The 16,993-nt window shown below is 69.1% G+C and carries 18 protein-coding genes; 11 read left to right on the forward strand and 7 right to left on the reverse strand.

Translation table 11 applies throughout. The annotated features are described in order from the left end of the window. Positions 1–836 precede the first annotated feature (836 nt). Positions 837–1,310: a hypothetical protein gene (locus tag AB0L97_RS28985; RefSeq protein WP_364435571.1), complete on the forward strand. Its 474-nt coding sequence runs from the start codon at positions 837–839 to the stop codon at positions 1,308–1,310. A gap of 112 nt (positions 1,311–1,422) precedes the next feature. Next, positions 1,423–1,548, forward strand: coding sequence for a hypothetical protein (locus AB0L97_RS28990; RefSeq protein WP_364435574.1), 126 nt, complete (start codon positions 1,423–1,425; stop codon positions 1,546–1,548). Positions 1,549–1,664: 116 nt separating this feature from the next. Here AB0L97_RS28990 and AB0L97_RS28995 read toward each other — a convergent pair whose 3' ends face one another. Beyond that, on the reverse strand, positions 1,665–2,639 hold the full coding sequence (locus tag AB0L97_RS28995) for a WYL domain-containing protein (RefSeq protein ID WP_364435577.1): 975 nt from the start codon (positions 2,637–2,639) through the stop codon (positions 1,665–1,667). Positions 2,640–2,815: 176 nt separating this feature from the next. Here AB0L97_RS28995 and AB0L97_RS29000 point away from each other — a divergent pair, with 176 nt between their 5' ends. After that, positions 2,816–3,169 carry a RidA family protein gene (locus AB0L97_RS29000; RefSeq protein ID WP_364435821.1) on the forward strand — a complete coding sequence of 118 codons (354 nt, stop codon included), beginning with the start codon at positions 2,816–2,818 and terminating at the stop codon, positions 3,167–3,169. A gap of 57 nt (positions 3,170–3,226) precedes the next feature. Here AB0L97_RS29000 and AB0L97_RS29005 read toward each other — a convergent pair whose 3' ends face one another. Next, entirely contained in the window at positions 3,227–4,219 is a 993-nt protein-coding gene (locus AB0L97_RS29005; protein WP_364435580.1) for an NAD-dependent epimerase/dehydratase family protein, read from the reverse strand. Between the two features lie 230 nt (positions 4,220–4,449). Between AB0L97_RS29005 and AB0L97_RS29010 the strand changes: the two genes are divergently transcribed. Beyond that, positions 4,450–5,046 (forward strand): helix-turn-helix domain-containing protein, encoded by a 597-nt coding sequence (locus AB0L97_RS29010; RefSeq protein ID WP_364435583.1) that lies wholly within the window; start codon positions 4,450–4,452, stop codon positions 5,044–5,046. Positions 5,047–5,108: 62 nt separating this feature from the next. Next, a complete protein-coding gene (locus AB0L97_RS29015) occupies positions 5,109–5,507 on the forward strand; it encodes an NUDIX domain-containing protein (RefSeq protein WP_364435586.1) in 399 nt (132 codons plus the stop codon). Between the two features lie 57 nt (positions 5,508–5,564). Here the strand turns inward: AB0L97_RS29015 and AB0L97_RS29020 are convergent, their stop codons facing one another. Continuing rightward, positions 5,565–6,440: a hypothetical protein gene (locus tag AB0L97_RS29020; protein WP_355076511.1), complete on the reverse strand. Its 876-nt coding sequence runs from the start codon at positions 6,438–6,440 to the stop codon at positions 5,565–5,567. 365 nt (positions 6,441–6,805) lie between these two features. On the opposite strand from AB0L97_RS29020, the gene AB0L97_RS29025 reads away from it, so the two are divergent. Further along, positions 6,806–7,327 carry an OmpA family protein gene (locus tag AB0L97_RS29025; RefSeq protein WP_355076512.1) on the forward strand — a complete coding sequence of 174 codons (522 nt, stop codon included), beginning with the start codon at positions 6,806–6,808 and terminating at the stop codon, positions 7,325–7,327. A 42-nt stretch (positions 7,328–7,369) separates the two neighbouring features. Here AB0L97_RS29025 and AB0L97_RS29030 read toward each other — a convergent pair whose 3' ends face one another. From AB0L97_RS29030 to AB0L97_RS29045, 4 genes are all read right to left on the reverse strand, one after another. Next, positions 7,370–8,638, reverse strand: a complete 1,269-nt coding sequence (locus AB0L97_RS29030) for a cytochrome P450 (protein WP_364435591.1) — start codon at positions 8,636–8,638, stop codon at positions 7,370–7,372. A gap of 63 nt (positions 8,639–8,701) precedes the next feature. Then, positions 8,702–10,102, reverse strand: a complete 1,401-nt coding sequence (locus AB0L97_RS29035) for an FAD-dependent oxidoreductase (protein ID WP_364435594.1) — start codon at positions 10,100–10,102, stop codon at positions 8,702–8,704. Continuing rightward, complete coding sequence (locus AB0L97_RS29040; RefSeq protein WP_364435597.1) at positions 10,099–11,322, reverse strand: cytochrome P450; 1,224 nt, start codon at positions 11,320–11,322, stop codon at positions 10,099–10,101. Before AB0L97_RS29040 ends, AB0L97_RS29035 begins: the two co-directional genes overlap by 4 nt. Continuing rightward, entirely contained in the window at positions 11,319–12,557 is a 1,239-nt protein-coding gene (locus AB0L97_RS29045) for a cytochrome P450 (RefSeq protein ID WP_364435600.1), read from the reverse strand. The genes AB0L97_RS29040 and AB0L97_RS29045 overlap by 4 nt, the downstream gene beginning before the upstream one ends. A gap of 270 nt (positions 12,558–12,827) precedes the next feature. Here AB0L97_RS29045 and AB0L97_RS29050 point away from each other — a divergent pair, with 270 nt between their 5' ends. From AB0L97_RS29050 to AB0L97_RS29070, 5 genes are read left to right on the forward strand one after another with little or no spacing between them, the layout of a single operon-like run. Next, on the forward strand, positions 12,828–14,486 hold the full coding sequence (locus AB0L97_RS29050) for a fatty acyl-AMP ligase (RefSeq protein ID WP_364435603.1): 1,659 nt from the start codon (positions 12,828–12,830) through the stop codon (positions 14,484–14,486). Positions 14,487–14,509: 23 nt separating this feature from the next. Further along, the gene (locus AB0L97_RS29055; RefSeq protein ID WP_364435606.1) at positions 14,510–15,298 is read left to right on the forward strand and encodes a ferritin-like domain-containing protein; all 789 of its coding nucleotides are present in this window, start codon (positions 14,510–14,512) and stop codon (positions 15,296–15,298) included. Positions 15,299–15,302: 4 nt separating this feature from the next. Then, entirely contained in the window at positions 15,303–15,869 is a 567-nt protein-coding gene (locus AB0L97_RS29060) for a PaaI family thioesterase (protein ID WP_364435613.1), read from the forward strand. Further along, positions 15,866–16,132, forward strand: a complete 267-nt coding sequence (locus AB0L97_RS29065) for an acyl carrier protein (RefSeq protein ID WP_355076528.1) — start codon at positions 15,866–15,868, stop codon at positions 16,130–16,132. Before AB0L97_RS29060 ends, AB0L97_RS29065 begins: the two co-directional genes overlap by 4 nt. Beyond that, complete coding sequence (locus AB0L97_RS29070) at positions 16,129–16,977, forward strand: class I SAM-dependent methyltransferase (protein WP_364435617.1); 849 nt, start codon at positions 16,129–16,131, stop codon at positions 16,975–16,977. Before AB0L97_RS29065 ends, AB0L97_RS29070 begins: the two co-directional genes overlap by 4 nt. Positions 16,978–16,993 lie beyond the last annotated feature (16 nt).

Below are 16,993 nucleotides of genomic sequence, written 5' to 3' on the forward strand. Positions count from 1 at the left end.
TGGGATAAGCCCTCTCATTCATCTACTTGGACGTGGCCGTTCCAGACGCCGTTCCATTATGGGATATACATCACATGCCATCGGCCGTGGCGTCGCCAGAAGAGGGTGTCGCGGCCAGCAACGGTCGTAGCCGGTGGGTCCACACTGGGCTGGTTCGGCGTCGATATCGACCTCGATCGCACCGAAGAGGTCAATGTTGTCCGAGTGGGCCGGTGAGATATGGGCAGGCTATTGATTTGCGCGATTTTACCGGCCCTCGTATTCAACTGCGCCCCAAGTGATGTGATCTCATCCAGATCGGTCTTCAGCGGCTCGACCCATCGGGATTTTCTCCATTGCCAGCACCGAATCCCCGCTACAGCAGGCGCGAACGCATCACTCCGGAGGCGGCGGGGTTGCGGCCCGGCCTGCCCCATCGACGGGTGCCGGGGTTGCGGCGCGAGGAGTTGGCGTGGGCGGCGGGGGGGGACATGTCGGTTACACACTCCTCAAATGCCCGCATATGGGGAGGGAGACGACGATGTGACCTCTCCCTACAGCAGCCCCTAACGGCATTGACAGCGCTTGAGATTTCGCCCGACGTGGACTGGGGCGCTACGGGGTTGACACACCCGTTCGCACGGGCCCATGCCGGTGATGACGCATCCGCGTTCGCAGCGTGATGCGCCCCAGGTGCGGCGGATGGACTTCGGCAGGCAGGTCGCACACTCGCCGATAGAAATCGAGTTCTGTGAACCGACCACCACGGAATAGCGGCTTGACCTCAGCGAATGTCGCACTGACACCCGCGCCGGATCTCGAAGGCATCACGGGAAGACCTCGCCGGTTGGGGACTGATGTTGCAACGTGTCTCCACAGCGGCGATACGTGACAACCGGCCTGGCGAGGCAGAAGACGCGCTCGCGTTCGCCCGCGTAGCCGGGATGGCGATCCGTCACGGTGAACACGACTCCAAAGACGGCCTGCTGCACGCATTCGGCCCGGTCACCGTGCAGATGTTGGCGGCAGAGAACGCGATGGTCGTCGACAAACCGCAAGTGGCGCTGGCGATCGGTGCGCAACTGGCGGGGACGAAGTACCCCCTGCCGTGGCCGTGGCAGCGTCATCGGCTCGACATTGCAGCAGCACACGCGGCTATGCGGCAGTACCCGGAAGCGCTCGCGGTGCTTCAGCAGATCCGGCGGGAGCTGCCGGAATGGCTTGTGAAACAACGGTTTGCGCGTGACATCCTCGCAGGAATGATCGAGAAGCGGAGGACGCTGACGGCAGAGGTCCGCGAACTGGCGGACTTCGTGCAGGTCCCATACTGAAGCGGTTGGTGAGTCCCGGGTACATCGAGACCCTGATGTACCACGACAGCGTCAGCCCCGACGCGCCGCCGCCGCGCTCGCCGAAGTGGCGAGCGGCGGTTGGGCATCGCCGATGACCAAGGAAGAGGACGCCGACGACTTCGACGTCTCCCGCCCGACGGCCAACCGGCACTTGGCTTTCAGCTACGGCCCGCACATCTGTCCCGGCGCGCCCAGCTGTGCGACTCCGCACCCGTAGGGCCGGATCACGCCGAAGGACGCCGGTCTGCCGACAGTGGGCCTGCGGCGGTCGCCCGGCCTGCGGGGAGCGGAGGTCGCGATACTCACCGGGGTGACGTCAGCAGGCGACGACTCTCAGGATGACTCCCCGTAATAGGTGGCGATCGCGGCGGCGCGGTAGCGAAGGGAAGTGCGCAACGACTGCGGGGCCAGTGCTTCCACGTCTGTGGTGAGCTGCCACAGCGCCCATTCGGCGTGTCGCGAGTCTTGGAAGATCAGCTCCAGCCGCAGCCAGCCGTCGGTGTCGGTTTCCTCGGTGCGGACGGCCAGCGCGGTGCTCACGAGTTCCTCTCGCCGGGCTGGGTTCACCCGTACCAGCACGGCGATTCGGTCGCCGCCGGTCCGGAACCGCGTGCTGCGTTCCTGCCACGCCCGGTCCAGATCGACCCAGCCCGGTCGCTGTGCCGGTTCGGAGAGTTCCTTCGCAGCCAGCACCCGCGACAGCCGGTAGGTGCGGTCCGCGCCGGATCTCGTGGCCAGCAGGTAACCCTGGTCGCGAACGATGACCAGGCCGATCGGGTCCACCGTGCGCCACTTCGGGGTTTGGTCCACGGCCGCGTAGTGGATGCGCAGCTTGTGTCCGGCGAACACCGCGCGCCGGATCTCCGCCGATATGGTGTCGGGCACTTCCTCAGCGATCAGCCGACGCGACAGCAGATCGGTCTGCGGGTCGACGAGCAATCGCTCGGCCACGTCAGCCGCGGTGTCCCGATAGCTTTCGGGTAGCGCGTCGATCACCTTGAGCATCGCCGAAGCAAGCGCCGAGCCGAGGCCGAATGCCTGCGCGCCGCGCCGTGATCCGGCGATCAGCAGGGCAAGCGCCTCGTCGTGGTTCAGCCCGGTGAGCTCGGTCCGAAACCCGGGTAACAAAGCGTAACCGCCGTGTCGGCCGCGTTCGGCGTAGACCGGGACACCGGCCGCGGACAGCGCCTCGATGTCGCGCAACACGGTGCGGGTGGACACCTCCAGCTCGTCGGCCAGCTCGGTCGCAGTCAGCCGACCGCGCTGGCGCAGCAGTAGCACCAGCGAGACCAACCGGTCGGCGCGCATACGAAAACTCTAACGAATACACGACACAGGATGTCGTGATTCGCTGGGAGGCTCAGCACCACGGCGTCATGGACAGCGGCTACCGGGCCGACAGGACGTACGTACTTCGAAATCGAATGGGAGCTGATGTGGTAGTCGAACGAACGGCAGTCAACCCGGTGACGTGGTCGGTGGAGATGGGATTCAACCAGGGCGAGCTCGTCTGCGGCCACACCCGGACCCTGTACTGCTCCGGGCAGACCGCGATGAGCGGCGACGGCAAGCCCCAGCATGACGGTGACATGGCGGGGCAGTTGGCGCTGAGCCTGGACAACCTGGAGGTCGTGCTGGGCGAGGCCGACATGTCTCTCGCGAACCTCGTCCGGCTCAACGTCTACACCACCGACGTCGATCTGCTTTTCCAGCACTACGGTGTACTGGCGTCGAGATTGGGTGCTTCCGGGGTGGCACCGGCCACCACGATGCTCGGGGTCACACGGCTGGCGATACCGGGCCAGTTGGTCGAGCTCGAGGGAACCGCCGTCGCGTGATGCCGCCTCCGGCGTGCACTTGACCGCCGGGAACTGGTCCGACCGGCCCGTGCCGCATCAGGTGTGGGAATCGGTTTCGCGGCGCACGGATTCGATGATGGCGTCCCGGATGGGCCGCCAGCGCAGGTCGAGATCGGCCAGCGTGCGGGAGTCGTCGGTCGGCGTGGCGGTGGTCAGCAACCACGCCGCCTCGTAGCTGAGGCCCGCGCTGATCGGGAGGAATCGGGCGGCGGCGTCGGTGAGCCGTCCGATTCCCAGCAGGGCGGCCTTCGGCACCGGGATCCGGCGGATCCGTTGCCCGGCAGCGCTTTCCAAAATATCGACGATCTCGTCGAAGGCCACCAGGTGACCGCCGCACAGATAACGCCTCGGTCCGAGACCGGGGCGCATGACGGCGGCGTGCACGGCGGCTACGTCCCGGACGTCGATCATCTGCATCCCGCCCCGGATTCGCGGAGCGACGCGGGCTCGCAGGATGGCGCCCCAACCGTCGGAGGTGATCCCGGCCTGCGCCCCGAGACCGGGGCCGACGACGCTGGACGGATAGGTGATCACCACCGGAGCGCCGGTGACCTGCAACGCCCGCGCGATCCGATCGGCGGCCGACTTGGTACGGCCGTAGGCGCTGCGACCCGGCGCGGTGGGGCTGTCCGGCGTGATGACCGGATCGGGGCTGGGAAACAGTGCGCTGTAGCTGGCCACGTGCACGATCGGGTCCAGCCCGAGCGCCGTCGCTCGGGCGAGCACCATCGCAGTGGCGTCCGCGTTGACTTCCCACATCAACTGCTCGCGCCGGTTGTCGGTGCCGACCACGCCTGCCGCGTGCAGAACGGCGTCGCATCCGACGAGCAACTTCTCCACGGTCTGCGGGTCCCTGATGTCACCGGGCAGCACGGAGAGCATGTCCGGCCTGGCGTCGAACATGCCGACCACCGCGGCGAGGGACTCACTCGGATGGACCAGCAGAACGACCTGATGCCCGTCCCGCAATAGTGCGGAAACGGTGTGCGCACCGAGATAGCCGGTGCCGCCGGTGACCGCGATTCGCATACCGGCTACCCCTCGTCACTTCCGGTCGTACACGCGCTCGCCGCTCGGGCCGCCGAGCCGGTATCAGCCGGTATGTCTTTCGGTCCGCCCATCTCATTCCTTCGTCACCACGGGTTCCGCCGTCCGGTCCACCGCCGCCGCGCCCACGGCGCACGCGACAATGGCCGCACATCGGAAGCATCGGTACAAATTCGATGCCAGCGGCATCGTAATGGAGGTCAGGGAGCGGCATGGGCGAAACGGCGCAGGACCCGCAGTCGGCGACCCGGAGCGCGGGCCGGCCCCGGGACGAGTCGGTCGAGCAGCGCGTGCTGGCGACCGTGCGGGAGATGCTGGTCGAGGTGGGTTGGGACGAGTTGAGCGTGCGGGCGGTGGCGGCACGCGCGGGGGTCGGCCGGGCGTCCATCGGTCGCCGCTGGCAATCGAAGGCCGAACTGGTGCTGCACGCCGTCCTCGGTGAGACGCCGGATCTGGGCCCGTTCGAGGGAACCGATCGGAAGGGATGGATCGAGTGGGTGCTGCGCGGCAGCCGGGAACTGTTCGCGCGGGACGATGTTCGCGCGGCCGTGCCCGGCCTGCTGACCGCGCTCGATCGCGATCGGCAATTGCGCGACCGGCTGTGGGCCGGATTCAGCACCCCCGCGGCCGCGCTGTTCGCCGCGGGCGACACCGAATCGCGTGCGCGATCCGAACTGGATGCCAGGGCCGTCATCGCGCTGGCGGCCGGTGCGGCGCTGTTCCTGGAGTTCGTCGCCGACGGTGACGACACCGCGCTGATCCACCGGCGCATCGGCGAGCTCCTGCACCGCGCCGTGCTCGAGCACTGAGCGGCCCGAACCGCCGGAAATCCGGTTGACGTCGCGTTCGGTCCGCTCAGTACAGTGGGCCGGTGATTCGCACCGCCGCGCTGGCCCATGTCCGGGATCGCCGCCTGCTGCAGGCTCGCTCGGCCGGCAAGGACGTCTTCTACATGGCCGGCGGCAAGATCGACCCGGGCGAGACGCCCGAGGCGGCATTGCACCGCGAGGTGCGCGAAGAACTCGGCGTCGGCGTCGTCGCCTACGACGAACTCGGCGTGTTCCGGGCCGAGGCGTACGGGCACTCCCCTGGCACCCAGCTGCACATGACGTGTTTCACCGCGGAACTCGACGGGGAGCCGCGACCCACCAGCGAGATCGCCGAGCTGCGCTACTTCACCGTGCGCGAGTACGCCGCCATGGACCACGTCGCGCCCGGCTCGATGCTGGTCTTCCGCAGGCTGCACGAACTCGGCGAGGTCGACTGGTAGTTCACCGAGAAGGCCTGATACACAGAGGTTTTCGAGAAGAGCGAGCTCCCTGCCGCGTCACGCGCCGTTCTGCTGCGGACCGCGCAGAAAACGACCGACAGCGGTCTCGTCCAGAGCGAGCGCCTTGACGACCGCCGCCGCGCCCACGATCACCATCGACAGGACGAAAAGCCAACTGACCGTGGTGAAGGCCAGGCCGAGCGGACCGAAGTGCGCTTCGGCGTTCGCCGTGGTTCGCGGCAGCACCACCCGCCCCACCGCGTGCATCGCGGTCAGACCGGCCGCAGTGAGCACTCCGGACACCCACAACGGCCGCCCGGTCAGCGCTCCCTTCGTGAGCAGGAAAGGCGCGACCGTCCAGACGCAAGCCCAGACGACCAGCTCACCCGCCAGGGCGAGCGGTCCACCCGCGTACCGGATTCGCGTGAGCTCCCTGGTCTGCCCCACCAGCGCCACCGCGATCGCGACGGCGAGCAGCGCGGCGAGCCAGCGCCACGCATCGCGGGGGCCAAGGGTCGGCACCTTCCATACCGCCGCGTAGACGCGAGCGAGCGCGCGCGCGAACGAGGTCCCGCCGAGCACGACCATGAGCAGTCCGACCACGCCGAACGCCGCCAGCGTCGGATCGTCCGAACTAGCGCCGGTTTCGGCGCCCAGCGAGCCGGAATCGAACCCGAACTGGTCGTTGATCGTCTCCGCCGCCGCATGCCACCCGCTGAAGACGGACGCGGCGATGATCACCGGCAGCACCGAGGTGAAGATCTGCGCGGCGAGCACCATCGACCGATCGACGATCTGGACCTCCGCCAAGCCATCGATCATCCGGCGCACGGTGCGGCCCTGGGGCGTTCCGCGCAGCCATCCGGTCGCTGCCCGGCTCCGTGCCAGCGAGACTTCCCGGGCCAATGCCACGGACAACTTCACCGACCGCACCGCGGTTCACTTCCTCTGCTCATCCGGCCGCGAAGGGCCGATTCGCGCGACTGGTCTGCTTCGTCTCGACGTCCGGCCCCTCCCGAACCGGTCGTCGCCCGGCCGGGAGAACTCCCGCATTTCGCCGAATCGACGCTACGCCGCGCTCATGGCGACTCGCGCACATTCCGGCAACAATTGCGCCGCTCGTGACCGGGAAATGCGGCGACCCGCGAAACGGCACTCCGTGGCCGCGTGCCTGTGCAAGGATCGAGTGCACCGACAGCATTGGACAGACGTATGCGTGCGGGCCTGTTCCCGGGCAATTCCACGCATCGCACCGAATGGCGCATACGGGATTTCTCCACCGAAACAGGAGTAGGCAGATGATTTCCAAGAAAAGCGTCAGTGGAATCGCCGCTGTGGCCGTCGCGCTGCTCGTGACCGCGGCGTGCGGGTCCGACGACGGCTCGAATTCTTCGGCGACGACGACCGAGCAGACCCACCCCCTGCGCAGCAGCCTGGCCGCGACCGCGTCCTCGGCAGTGCGTTCGGGCCTGAACACCGCGCAGCAGGTGATCCAGGACGCGATCAACGCGGCGCTGGCCGCCGCGCCGATCACCTTCGACAGCGGCAGCTCCGACCTCAGCGGGACGGACGTCGCCACCATCAAAGTGGTGGCGGTCCCGTTGAAAGGCAACGACGCCAAGGTGGAGATCACGACCTACGCCGAGGACGAGAACCCCGCCACCGCCAAATCCGTCGCCAAGGCCAGGGGCGACAACATCGCGGCAGAACTCGAGTCCGCGGGCGTCGAGAAGTCGCGCATCACCGTGAAACCCCAGGGCAACCCGACCGACCAGAACATCAAGGTCGACGAAGCGAAGATCGAGGTGGTCGGCAGCTGACCGTGTTGCCATCGGGCCGGGTCCGGCCCGATGGCGCCGGACTCACACGGCGGTGAAACGAGTCGGCAGCGCCGCCAACCCGCGGATCACGACATTCGGCTTGTACGGCGGCGTGTCCGACAGCACCTCGATGTCGCGAACCTTCCGCAACAGCACCTCCAGCAGCACTTCCATCTCCAGCAGCGCCAGCGGGGCGCCGAGGCAGTAGTGGATGCCCAGGCTGAAGCCGAGATGCTTTTTGGCCGGGTTCATCGGGTCCGCGTACCGGGCGACGTCGATGCGATCGGCGTCGGCGTAGGCCGCGTCGTCGCGATTGGCCGAATTGATCAGCACCACCACGCCTTCGCCCGGCTCGAAGTCGTGCCCGGCCAGCGTGATCGGGCGGGTCGCGGCACGCGTGGTGATCTGGACCGACGGTTCCAGGCGCAAGAGTTCGTCGGGCGCCGAGGCGACCAGTTCCGGTCGCTTGCGCAGCGTATCGATCGCCTCTGGGTTGCGCATCAGCTGCAACGAACCGGCGCCGATCAGGTTGGCCGTGGTCTCGTGCCCGGCCACGAACGTGGTGATGCAGGTGGCGAGCAGCTCCTGTTCGGTGAGCACGTCCCCGCGATCCTCCACCTGGGACAGCGCGCTGAGCAGGTCGTCCTTCGGGTCGCGGCGGCGCTGGTTCAGCAACTCGCGGAAGTAGCCCATGAATCCGCGCGAGGCCGCGCTGCGCGCCTTCAGCGCCTCCTCCGGCAGCGTGTGATCGTGGTCGAAGCCACGCGCCAAATCCTGCGACCACTGGTGGACCTGGTCGTAGGCCTCCGGCGGCACCCCGATCAGCTCGCACGCGATGATCAGCGGCAGCGGGTAGGCGATCATCTCGACGAGGTCGAATTCGCCTGCCTCCATGGCCTTGTCGACCAGTTGCTCGGTGAGTTCCTGGATTCGCGGACGCAGCCTGGTCACCATGCGCGGGGTGAAGCCCTTGGTCACGAGGTTGCGCAGCCGGGTGTGGTCCGGCGGCTCCATCCACAGGAACGAGGTGGGCAACTCCTCGGGCGCGTCCTCCGGCGACACCGTCGGATGCATCATCGCCGCCTCCTCCGCGTGGCTCCACGCGGTGGTCGACAGGACGGCGGCGCAGTCCTCGTAGCGGGTGAGCACGTAGTGGCCCAAGGGAGTCTGGTGCAGGCGGCCCGCCTCGCGCAGCACCCGGGCCGGGCGGTAGGGATCCGGTCTGCCTTCGGGGCCGAAGAGCTGGATCAGGGCGGTCTGGACGGCGGAATCCTGTTCCGCGACAGCCGTACCAGCGGTTGACGAGTCCATGTCGAGTGGTTCCTCCTGTGCGGAGCACCGACGCCGGTCGATGCTGCCGGTAGTCGAAATGGGTCAGCGATCGGAAGGGATGGACGGCCGCGTGTCCGGCGACGGACCCGATGCGCGAAGGGGTCCGGGACCGGTGGGACGGATGTTCGGTGCGGCCGCGCGGGTGCCGCCGCGCAGCAGTACTCGTCCCGCCATCGCGGGGTGCAGCAGTGCCGTCGGCGGTTCGACCAGGTTCGCCACTCGCAGAAAGGTCCTGGACACATGCGGGTCGACGTGGGCTGCGCGATGCACGCGGGCCACATAGGCGTTGGTGAGCCGCGTGCGCACCGTGCGCGGCCCCACCACCCCCGGATACGCCAGATCCGCGCCGGCCGATAGTTGCCAGGCGACGTCGAGCGCCTTGTCCGCCGCCGCGTAGAACCTCGCGGGGAGATCGGGCGTGGGTCCGCCGGAGCGCAGGCACGCGCGCAGTGCCGCGGCCTGCTGGGCGGCGACCGCCATGCCCTGGGCGTAGAGCGGGTTGAAGCTGCACAGCGCGTCGCCGAGCAGTAGGAAGCCATGGGGCACCGCGGCACGGCGCCGGTAGGCCCTGCGCACCGGAGCGCGGAAGCGGTGCGGCACCGCGTCGCCGACCGGTTCGGAGCGGGTGATCATATCGAGGATGTCCGGCGCGGCGAGGGAGGCGGCGAACCGGGTGAAGCCGTCGGGGTCGGTGGGCGGGTGGTCACCGAGTATCCCGGCCAGCGTGACGTGCCAGCGGTCGTCTTCCACCCGCACCGCGCCGCCGCCGCGGCCGTTGGCCCCGGTCGAGATGATCACCGAGGCGTGCCCGTCGAGCTGGCCTTCGAGGCGGCGGTAGAACCGCGAGGAGTAGCCCAGATCCACCTCCAGCCGCTGCTCTGCGGGCGGCTCGGCGCCGAGCGCGGTGAGCCACACCGGCGCTCGCGTGCCGCGTCCGGTCGCGTCGACCACGAGGTCGATGGCATGCGTCTCGACGCCGGAATCACCCGACACCGACACGGCGCGCACGCCGTGCCGGTCACCGATCAGGCCGCGCGCGGTTCCCGCCACGAGCCGCACCTGAGAAAGCCGCGATATCCGTTCCCGCAATAGCGATTCCAGCAGAGGCCGGGTCGCGATCAGCGAGGTGAGCCCGGTGGCGGCCGGCGCGGCCCGCAGGCCGCCCACGTACCACCTGGTCGCGACCAGGGCCTCGGCGCGGGTCGCGCCGCGCGCGGTCATCTCGTCGGTGAATCCGGGCAGCAGTTCCTCGATGACGGTGCGGCCGCCATCCAGCAGGCCGTGCAGGTGCCGTGCCTGCGGAACGCCTTTGCGCATGCCCTCGACGTCGAAGCCGTCGCGCTCGAACACCGTGACCCGCGCGAAGTGGTCGGCCAGCACCCGCGCCGCCAGCAGCCCGGCGACGCCCGCGCCGAGCACGACCGCGTGCCGTGCCCCGTTCACAACGTCACCGGCAGCGACACGATGCCGCGGTGGATCAAGCTCGGCCGGTACTCGATCTCGTCGGTCGCGGGCGCCAGTTTCGGAGCCCGCGCGAGCAGCGCGCCGACCGCGGCTTCGGCCTCGATCCGCGCCAGCGGCGCGCCCACGCAGTAGTGGATGCCGAGGCTGAAGCCGAGATGCTTGCGCGCGGGATGGTTTCCGGCGTAGCGGGTGACATCGAAGCGGTCGGCGTCCGGATAGACCCGGTCGTCCCGGCTGGCCGACGCCGTGAGCACCACGACTCCGTCGCCCCTGCGGAACCGGTGTCCGCCGACCACGGTGTCGGCCAGCGCTACGCGAATGGTGAACTGGGTGGGCGCGTCGTAGCGGAGCATCTCGTCCAGCGCGGGCGCGATGAGGTCGGGCTGGTCGCGCAGCAGGGCGAGCTGGTCCGGGCTGCGCAGCAGCGCGAGCATGCCGTTGCCGATGAGGTTGATCGAGGTCTCCATCCCCGCCACCAGCGTGAGCAGGGCAATGCCGATCACCTCCGGCTCGGTGAGCTGGTCGCTGTCCGCGCTCGCGGCGACCAGCGCGCTCAGCAGGTCCGGCGTCGGATTCTCCTTCTTGCGCTGGACCAGCCGGGCGAAGTAGCCCATGCACTCCACTGCCGCGGCGGTGCGGGCCGCCACATCCTGCGGCCCGAGCAGCGAATCGGGGTCGCTGCCGCGCGCGATGGCCAGCTGCCACTCCCGGAACTTCGCGGCGTCGGCCGGGTCGGCGCCGAGCAACCGGACCGGCACCATCGCCACCGCCAGCGGCACCGCCAGGCCGTCGAGGACGTCGAGTTCGCCGCGGACGAGCGCCGCGTCCACGATCTCCCGCACGACCTGCCCGGCGACCGGGGCCATCTCGGCCATCAGCCGCGGGGTGAACGCCTTCGCGACGAGCTTGCGGTAGCGGCCGTGCTCGGGCGGATCCATCCGGACGAAGGAACCGGGAATCGCCGCCGTGGTGTCCCGGAACGGACTGATGCCCGCCGCGTAGCCGTGCCCCCAGTCCGCGCCGGTCAGAATCGCGGCGCACTCCTCGTAACGGGTGACCAGCGTGACCGGCACATCGCCGAACGCGAACGGGAAGAGCGCCGCCGCGTCCCGCACCCGCCGGTAGGCCGGATACGGGTCGGCGCGCTCGCTCGGATCGAAGGCGTCGAAGGTGACTTCGGCGGGCGTAACGGCGTTCATCGGGCCTCCATCCGGACACGCAGTTGCGACATGCCGCGCACGACCACGTTCGGCCGGTACAGCGGTTCCTCGAGCAGGGACATGGACGCGACCCGGTCGGCGATCGCCCGTAGCACCACGCTCATCTCCAGCCGCGCCAGCGGCGCGCCGAGGCAGTAGTGCAGGCCGAGCCCGAAGGACAAGTGCCGCTCGGCCTTTCGACCGCGCGCATACCGCGCGATGTCGAACTCGTCGGCCCGCGGGAACGCCGCCGGATCGCGGTTGGCCGACGCCAGCAGCACGATCACCGCATCGCCCGGCGCGAAAGTCCTTCCCGAGACGGTGATCTCGTCGTGCGCGGTGCGTGTGGTCAGATGCACCGGGGCGTCGTAGCGCAACACCTCGTCCACCGCGGGCTCGGACAGCTCGGGGAAGCCGCGCAACCGCTCGAACTGCTCCGGATTGCGGATGAGCGCCAGCACGCCGTTGCCGATCAGGTTGACCGTGGTCTCGTGCCCGGCGACGACGAGGATCAGCAGCGTGCCGAGCAATTCGGTGCGCGTCAGGCGCGCGCCCGCGTCGTCGGCCTGCACCAGCGCGGTGATCAAGTCGGCGCGCGGAGTGCGGCGGCGCTGCTCGACCAGGTCGCCGAAGAATTCGAGAAAGGCGTGCACGGCGGCGGTGCGCGCGTCCAGCTCCGGTTTCGACAGCAGCACGTCGGGGTCGAGGCCGCGCGCGATGCCCGCCGAGATCTCCCGCACGTGCTCGTGCGCCTCGGGCGGCACGCCGAGCAGTTCGCACACCATGGTCAGCGGCAGCGGATAGGCCAGCGCCTCGAGCAGGTCGACGTCGCGCTCGGCGAGCATCTTCGCCATCAGGTCCTCGACCAAACGCTCCGCGCGCTCGCGCATACCGCTGACGGTGCGCGCGGTGAACGCCTTGCTCACCAGTCCGCGCAGGCGGGTGTGCTCCGGCGGTTCCATCCAGAGGAACGAGCCGGGCAGTTCGACCTCGCTGTCACCGTGCAGCAGTTCCGGTTCCTCGGCGTGGCTCCAGCGCGGGTCCTGCATGATCGCCTGCGCCTCGTGGTGGCGGGTCACCAGGTGGGTGTCGTGCGGGCCCGGCACGAACGGGGCCGCCGCGCGCAGCACGTCGTAACTGCCGTACGGGTTGTGCCGCATGTGCGCGGCGACGCTCTCGACGACCGCCAGCTGAACCGGGGTCGATTCCTCGACCGCGGATTGGTCGGAATTCACCGGCGACTCCTGGGTAGAAATGGACGCGGCACGGAAAAGGCCATAGCATCCGCCGGATCGCTGCGGACAATTCCGGGACGCGGGAGAGAATTTCTCGTCCATCGTGGTGCGCGGCACCGGCGCGGTGTGGCGGCGATTACCCATTCCTATCGAGCCATAGCCGAAATACTTTATCGCGCAGTGCGATCGGATGATCGGCCTTGTTTATCGCCGACGTCAATTCACAACGAGTTCAATGCGCCGTCACAATTCGCTGTTTCCGTGGCGGACATGAATTCCGCGGATTCGGCCGGGACCCTGCACGGTCGCCTCGCCGAGATCGCCGCCGCCCATCCCGCGGTGGCCGCCACGTTCTGGTCGCTGCCGGAAACGGTGGACTACGCCGAGCTGCACCGGCGGTCGCTGGTCGCGGCGGCGGCGCTGCTGCGGCGCGAGGTGCGGCGCGGCGAACCGGTGGGCATCCTTAGTCCGAATGCTCCCGAGTTCCTCACCTGCCTGTTCGGTGTGACGGCGGCGGGCGGCGCCGCGACTCCCCTTCCGCTGCCCGCAGGCGCCCGCGCGGCGAGCGGCTACCCGCAGAAGCTCGCCGCCATCGTCGCGGCGGCGGGCATGCGCACAATTTTGGTGTCGCATCGCTTCGCCGACTTGGCGACACTGCTCGGCGACCCGCTGGATGTCGAATTGATCGACACCGCAGCGCTTCTCGCGGATGACACTGCGACGGCCGACGCCCTTCCCGAGCTGTCGAGCGACGATCCGGCCGTCATCCAGTTCACCTCCGGCAGCACCGCGACACCCAAAGGCGTTCGCCTGACCCACCACAACGTCCTCAGCGGCCTGGCATCGATCCGCACCGGCATCGATCTGAGCCTGGACGATCAGGGCGGGTTCTGGCTTCCGCTGTTCCACGACATGGGTCTGTTCGGCACGCTCTCGGCGATTCTGCGCGGCATCCCCGCCCACGTGTGGTCCCCGCTGTCGTTCGTCAAGGACCCGGCCCGCTGGCTCGCCGACTTCGCCGCCAGCGGAACCACCATCACCGCGATGCCCAATTTCGGCTACGAGGCGCTGCTGGCCGCCGTGCCCGCCGAGCGGGTGCGCGACTACGACTTGAGCCGCTGGCGGATCGCGTTCAACGGATCGGAACCGATCTCCCGAGATGTCGTCGTCGCGTTCTGCGAACGCTTCGCCCCCGCCGGATTCCGACCGGCGACGATGTTCGGCGTCTACGGCATGGCCGAAGCGACCCTCGCGGTCACCTTCCCGCCGCTGGGCCGCGCGCCCGTCTTCGAGTGGGTGGATCGCGCCGCACTGTCGGATGACGCGATCGCACAGCGTGTTCCACCGGACGCCTCGGGTGCTCGGCCGGTGGCCGGAGTGGGCTCGCCGGTACCGCGTATGCGGGTGCGGGTGGTCGACCCCGACCGGGACCGTGACCTGCCCGACGGCAAGGTGGGCGAGATCCTCATCCAGGGCGACGCGGTCACCGGCGGATATCTCACCGCCGACCCCGCGCGCGTGTCCGGTCTGTTCGCCGACGGCTGGCTGCGCACCGGCGACCTCGGCTACCTGAGGGACGGCGAGCTTTTCGTCACCGGCCGGTGCAAGGACATGATCACGGTGCGCGGCGTGAACTACTACGCCCAGGACGTCGAGGCGGCGGTACGCGACCTCGACGGCGTGTACAAGGGCCGGTGCACGGCGGCGATCGACCCGCACGGCGCGGACGTGATCGCGCTGATCGCCGAATCCGAGCGCACCGGAGCCGACGCCGACGCGCTGACCGAGGCGATCCGCGCCCGGGTCTCCGCCGAACTCGGCCTGGCCGCGGTCCAGGTCCACCTGGTCGCGCCGCGCAGCATTCCCCGTACCAGCAGCGGCAAGCTCCAGCGGCTCGCCGCCCGCGATCTCATCACCCACCGCAGGTAATCCCGACCGAACCGGAGCCTTTCGTGCACAGCTATGACGTCTTCCGCCACTACGAGCGCCTGCATTGGAAGCTGGCCGACCTCGATCTCGACGCCGTCGACGCGACCCTGGTCCGTCCCGAGTACATCACCCTGGCCAAGAGCGCGACGATGGGCGAGTCCAACGTCATCGCCGCGGTGCACGGATTCCTGAACGAGTTCGTCGACGACTACGACTTCTCCACGTTCGCGGTGGTGTGGGGCTACCAGGAAGTGCAGCACCACTACGCGTTCCGCTCCTGGCTGAACGCGCTCGGCGAGCGCGTGGACGACAAGGCCGTCGACTTGATGCGCGAGCCGTACGCGCCGGGCACCACTCCGTCGGCGACCCTGGCCACCAACATCATCTCCGAGCTCACCGTCAACCACATCTACCGGGCGGTGGCGAACTGGGTGGAGGAGCCCGTGCTGAAGGGGTTGCTGCTCAACGCCAGTCGCGATGAGGCGGGCCACGCGCGCGAGTTCATCCACTACGCCACCGAGCGGCTGCGGCGGCGGCCCGAGGAGCTGCCGTCGGTGCTGGAGACCCTCTACGTGTACAGCTCCGAAGCCAAGATCAAGCACCCGGTCAGCACGTTCAAGGCCGGGATCAGCGAACTCGGCGACCACGAGACCATCGACACCGGCTTCGACCTGTTCCTCGAGCAGGTCGCCGCCGAGGGCGAGCTGGATGTCCTGCACGACAAGGTCCGGCGCACCTTCGCAAGCATGACCGGACTCGACCTGTCCAGCAACGCCAAGGTTCGCCGGGCCCTGGCCGACGCGATCGCCTAGCGCCATGGACCGCGACAGCGCTTTCGACGACACCGGCCACGGCGGAGTGGACACCGTCCGGGTGCCCTGGTCGGTGATCCCGGACTACCGCTGCTTCGGCTGCTCGCCGCACAACACGACCGGCCTTCGCCTGCGGTTCACCCCGCATCCGGACGGGTTGCAGGCCCGGTTCCGGCTCGGGCGCGAGTTCGAGTCCTACCCGGGCGTCGTGCACGGCGGGTTGATCGGCGTGATCTGCGACGAGGTGATGGGCAATCTCATCGTCCTGGCGCGCCACCACCCGGCGTTCACCGTCACCCAGCGCACCCGGTTCCTCACCCCGCTGCTCGTCGGACGCGAATACCACTGCGTCGCAACGCTGCCCGGCGACGAAGCAGACCGCCCGATCCGGGCGTCCGCGGAGATCCGCGACGCCGACGGCCTCGTGTGCGCCGGCTCCACCGCGGCCTACCAGCCGTTCGCGCTCGACGACGTGCGCCATCAGCTCACCCTCGGCGACGACGAGGTCGCCGCGCTCTCCCACGCCCTGTCCACCGGCACCGCCCTCGCCCCGAACGGAGTCGAGTCATGACCACCACCCACACCGCCGACGACATCCTGCGCACGGTCACCGGCATCGCCACCGCCGAGACCGGCATCCCCGAGACCGAGCTGCGCCCCGACCTGGACCTGCGCGGCATTGCCGGCGTCGACTCGGTGCGCGTGCTGCGCATGGTCGCCAAGATCGAGCGCACCTACGACATCGAACTCGAGGACCAGGACGTGTTCGGCCTGTCCTCGTTGAACGACGTCGTCACCGTGGTCGGCAAGGCGCTGCGCGAGGCGGCGGCGTGACCGTCACCGACCAGCCGGTCACCGCCGACACCAACCAGCACTACGACCTCGACCCCGACATCTTCGGCCAATTCCTCGACCCGCTGCGCAAATACAGCTCGGCGCTCTACGAATCCGAGTCCGACACCCTCGAGCAGGCGCAGCGGCGCAAACTGCGGTTCGTGGCCGACCGGCTCGGGCTGACCGGCGGCGAACGCCTCCTCGATGTGGGCTGCGGCTGGGGCTCGCTGATCCTGTTCATGGCGGCGGAATTCGGCTGCGAGACAACGGGTGTCAGCCCGGCGCCACGCCAGCACGAGTACATCGCCGAGCAGGCCCGCGCCCGCGGTCTCGCGGATCGGGTGCACACCCGGGTCGGCCACTTCGAGCGGATGGAACTGCCGCCGCGCGGTTTCGACGCCGTGACGCTGCTCGGCTCGATCGTGCACATGCCCGATCTCGGCGCGGTCTTCCGCCGAGGCCGCGGGGTGCTGCGGCGCGGCGGCACGCTGTACGTGTCGGAGAGCTGCTTCCGCAACGCGTCCGCGCGCACGGCGTTCGACGCCAAGGCCGGAACCGAGTTCGTGCGCGCGGACATCTTCGGGTGGGGCGATCTGCGTCCGCTCTCCGACCTGGTCACCGCCGCCGAGGACGCGGGTTTGTCCGTCATCGCGGTGGACGACCTCACCGAGCACTACCGCCGCACCATCGACGACTGGATCGCGAACGTCGACGCCGCAGCCGAACGCATCGACGCGCACGGGCCCGGCTTGGCCGCGAAGCTGCGGCACTACCTGGAGATCGCGAACGCCGGATGGGGTTACACCACCAAGCATTACGCGCTGACCTGCCGTAACGCCCGCTGAGCCGCAGGAGCGACAG

The sequence above is a fragment of the Nocardia sp. NPDC051911 genome (assembly GCF_040681035.1).
Classification (GTDB): Bacteria; Actinomycetota; Actinomycetes; order Mycobacteriales; family Mycobacteriaceae; genus Nocardia; species Nocardia sichangensis.

Excerpts from the sequence above, each read along its gene's own strand:
- AB0L97_RS29010 (WP_364435583.1), top strand. The coding sequence starts at position 4,450 with ATGGGCGAAACGGCGCAGGACCCGCAGTCGGCGACCCGGAGCGCGGGC.
- AB0L97_RS28995 (WP_364435577.1), bottom strand. The coding sequence starts at position 2,639 with ATGCGCGCCGACCGGTTGGTCTCGCTGGTGCTACTGCTGCGCCAGCGC.
- AB0L97_RS29030 (WP_364435591.1), bottom strand. The coding sequence starts at position 8,638 with ATGGACTCGTCAACCGCTGGTACGGCTGTCGCGGAACAGGATTCCGCC.
- AB0L97_RS29050 (WP_364435603.1), top strand. The coding sequence starts at position 12,828 with ATGAATTCCGCGGATTCGGCCGGGACCCTGCACGGTCGCCTCGCCGAG.
- AB0L97_RS29060 (WP_364435613.1), top strand. The coding sequence starts at position 15,303 with ATGGACCGCGACAGCGCTTTCGACGACACCGGCCACGGCGGAGTGGAC.
- AB0L97_RS29025 (WP_355076512.1), top strand. The coding sequence starts at position 6,806 with ATGATTTCCAAGAAAAGCGTCAGTGGAATCGCCGCTGTGGCCGTCGCG.
- AB0L97_RS29065 (WP_355076528.1), top strand. The coding sequence starts at position 15,866 with ATGACCACCACCCACACCGCCGACGACATCCTGCGCACGGTCACCGGC.
- AB0L97_RS29040 (WP_364435597.1), bottom strand. The coding sequence starts at position 11,322 with ATGAACGCCGTTACGCCCGCCGAAGTCACCTTCGACGCCTTCGATCCG.
- AB0L97_RS29000 (WP_364435821.1), top strand. The coding sequence starts at position 2,816 with ATGGGATTCAACCAGGGCGAGCTCGTCTGCGGCCACACCCGGACCCTG.
- AB0L97_RS28985 (WP_364435571.1), top strand. The coding sequence starts at position 837 with ATGTTGCAACGTGTCTCCACAGCGGCGATACGTGACAACCGGCCTGGC.
- AB0L97_RS28990 (WP_364435574.1), top strand. The coding sequence starts at position 1,423 with ATGACCAAGGAAGAGGACGCCGACGACTTCGACGTCTCCCGCCCGACG.
- AB0L97_RS29005 (WP_364435580.1), bottom strand. The coding sequence starts at position 4,219 with ATGCGAATCGCGGTCACCGGCGGCACCGGCTATCTCGGTGCGCACACC.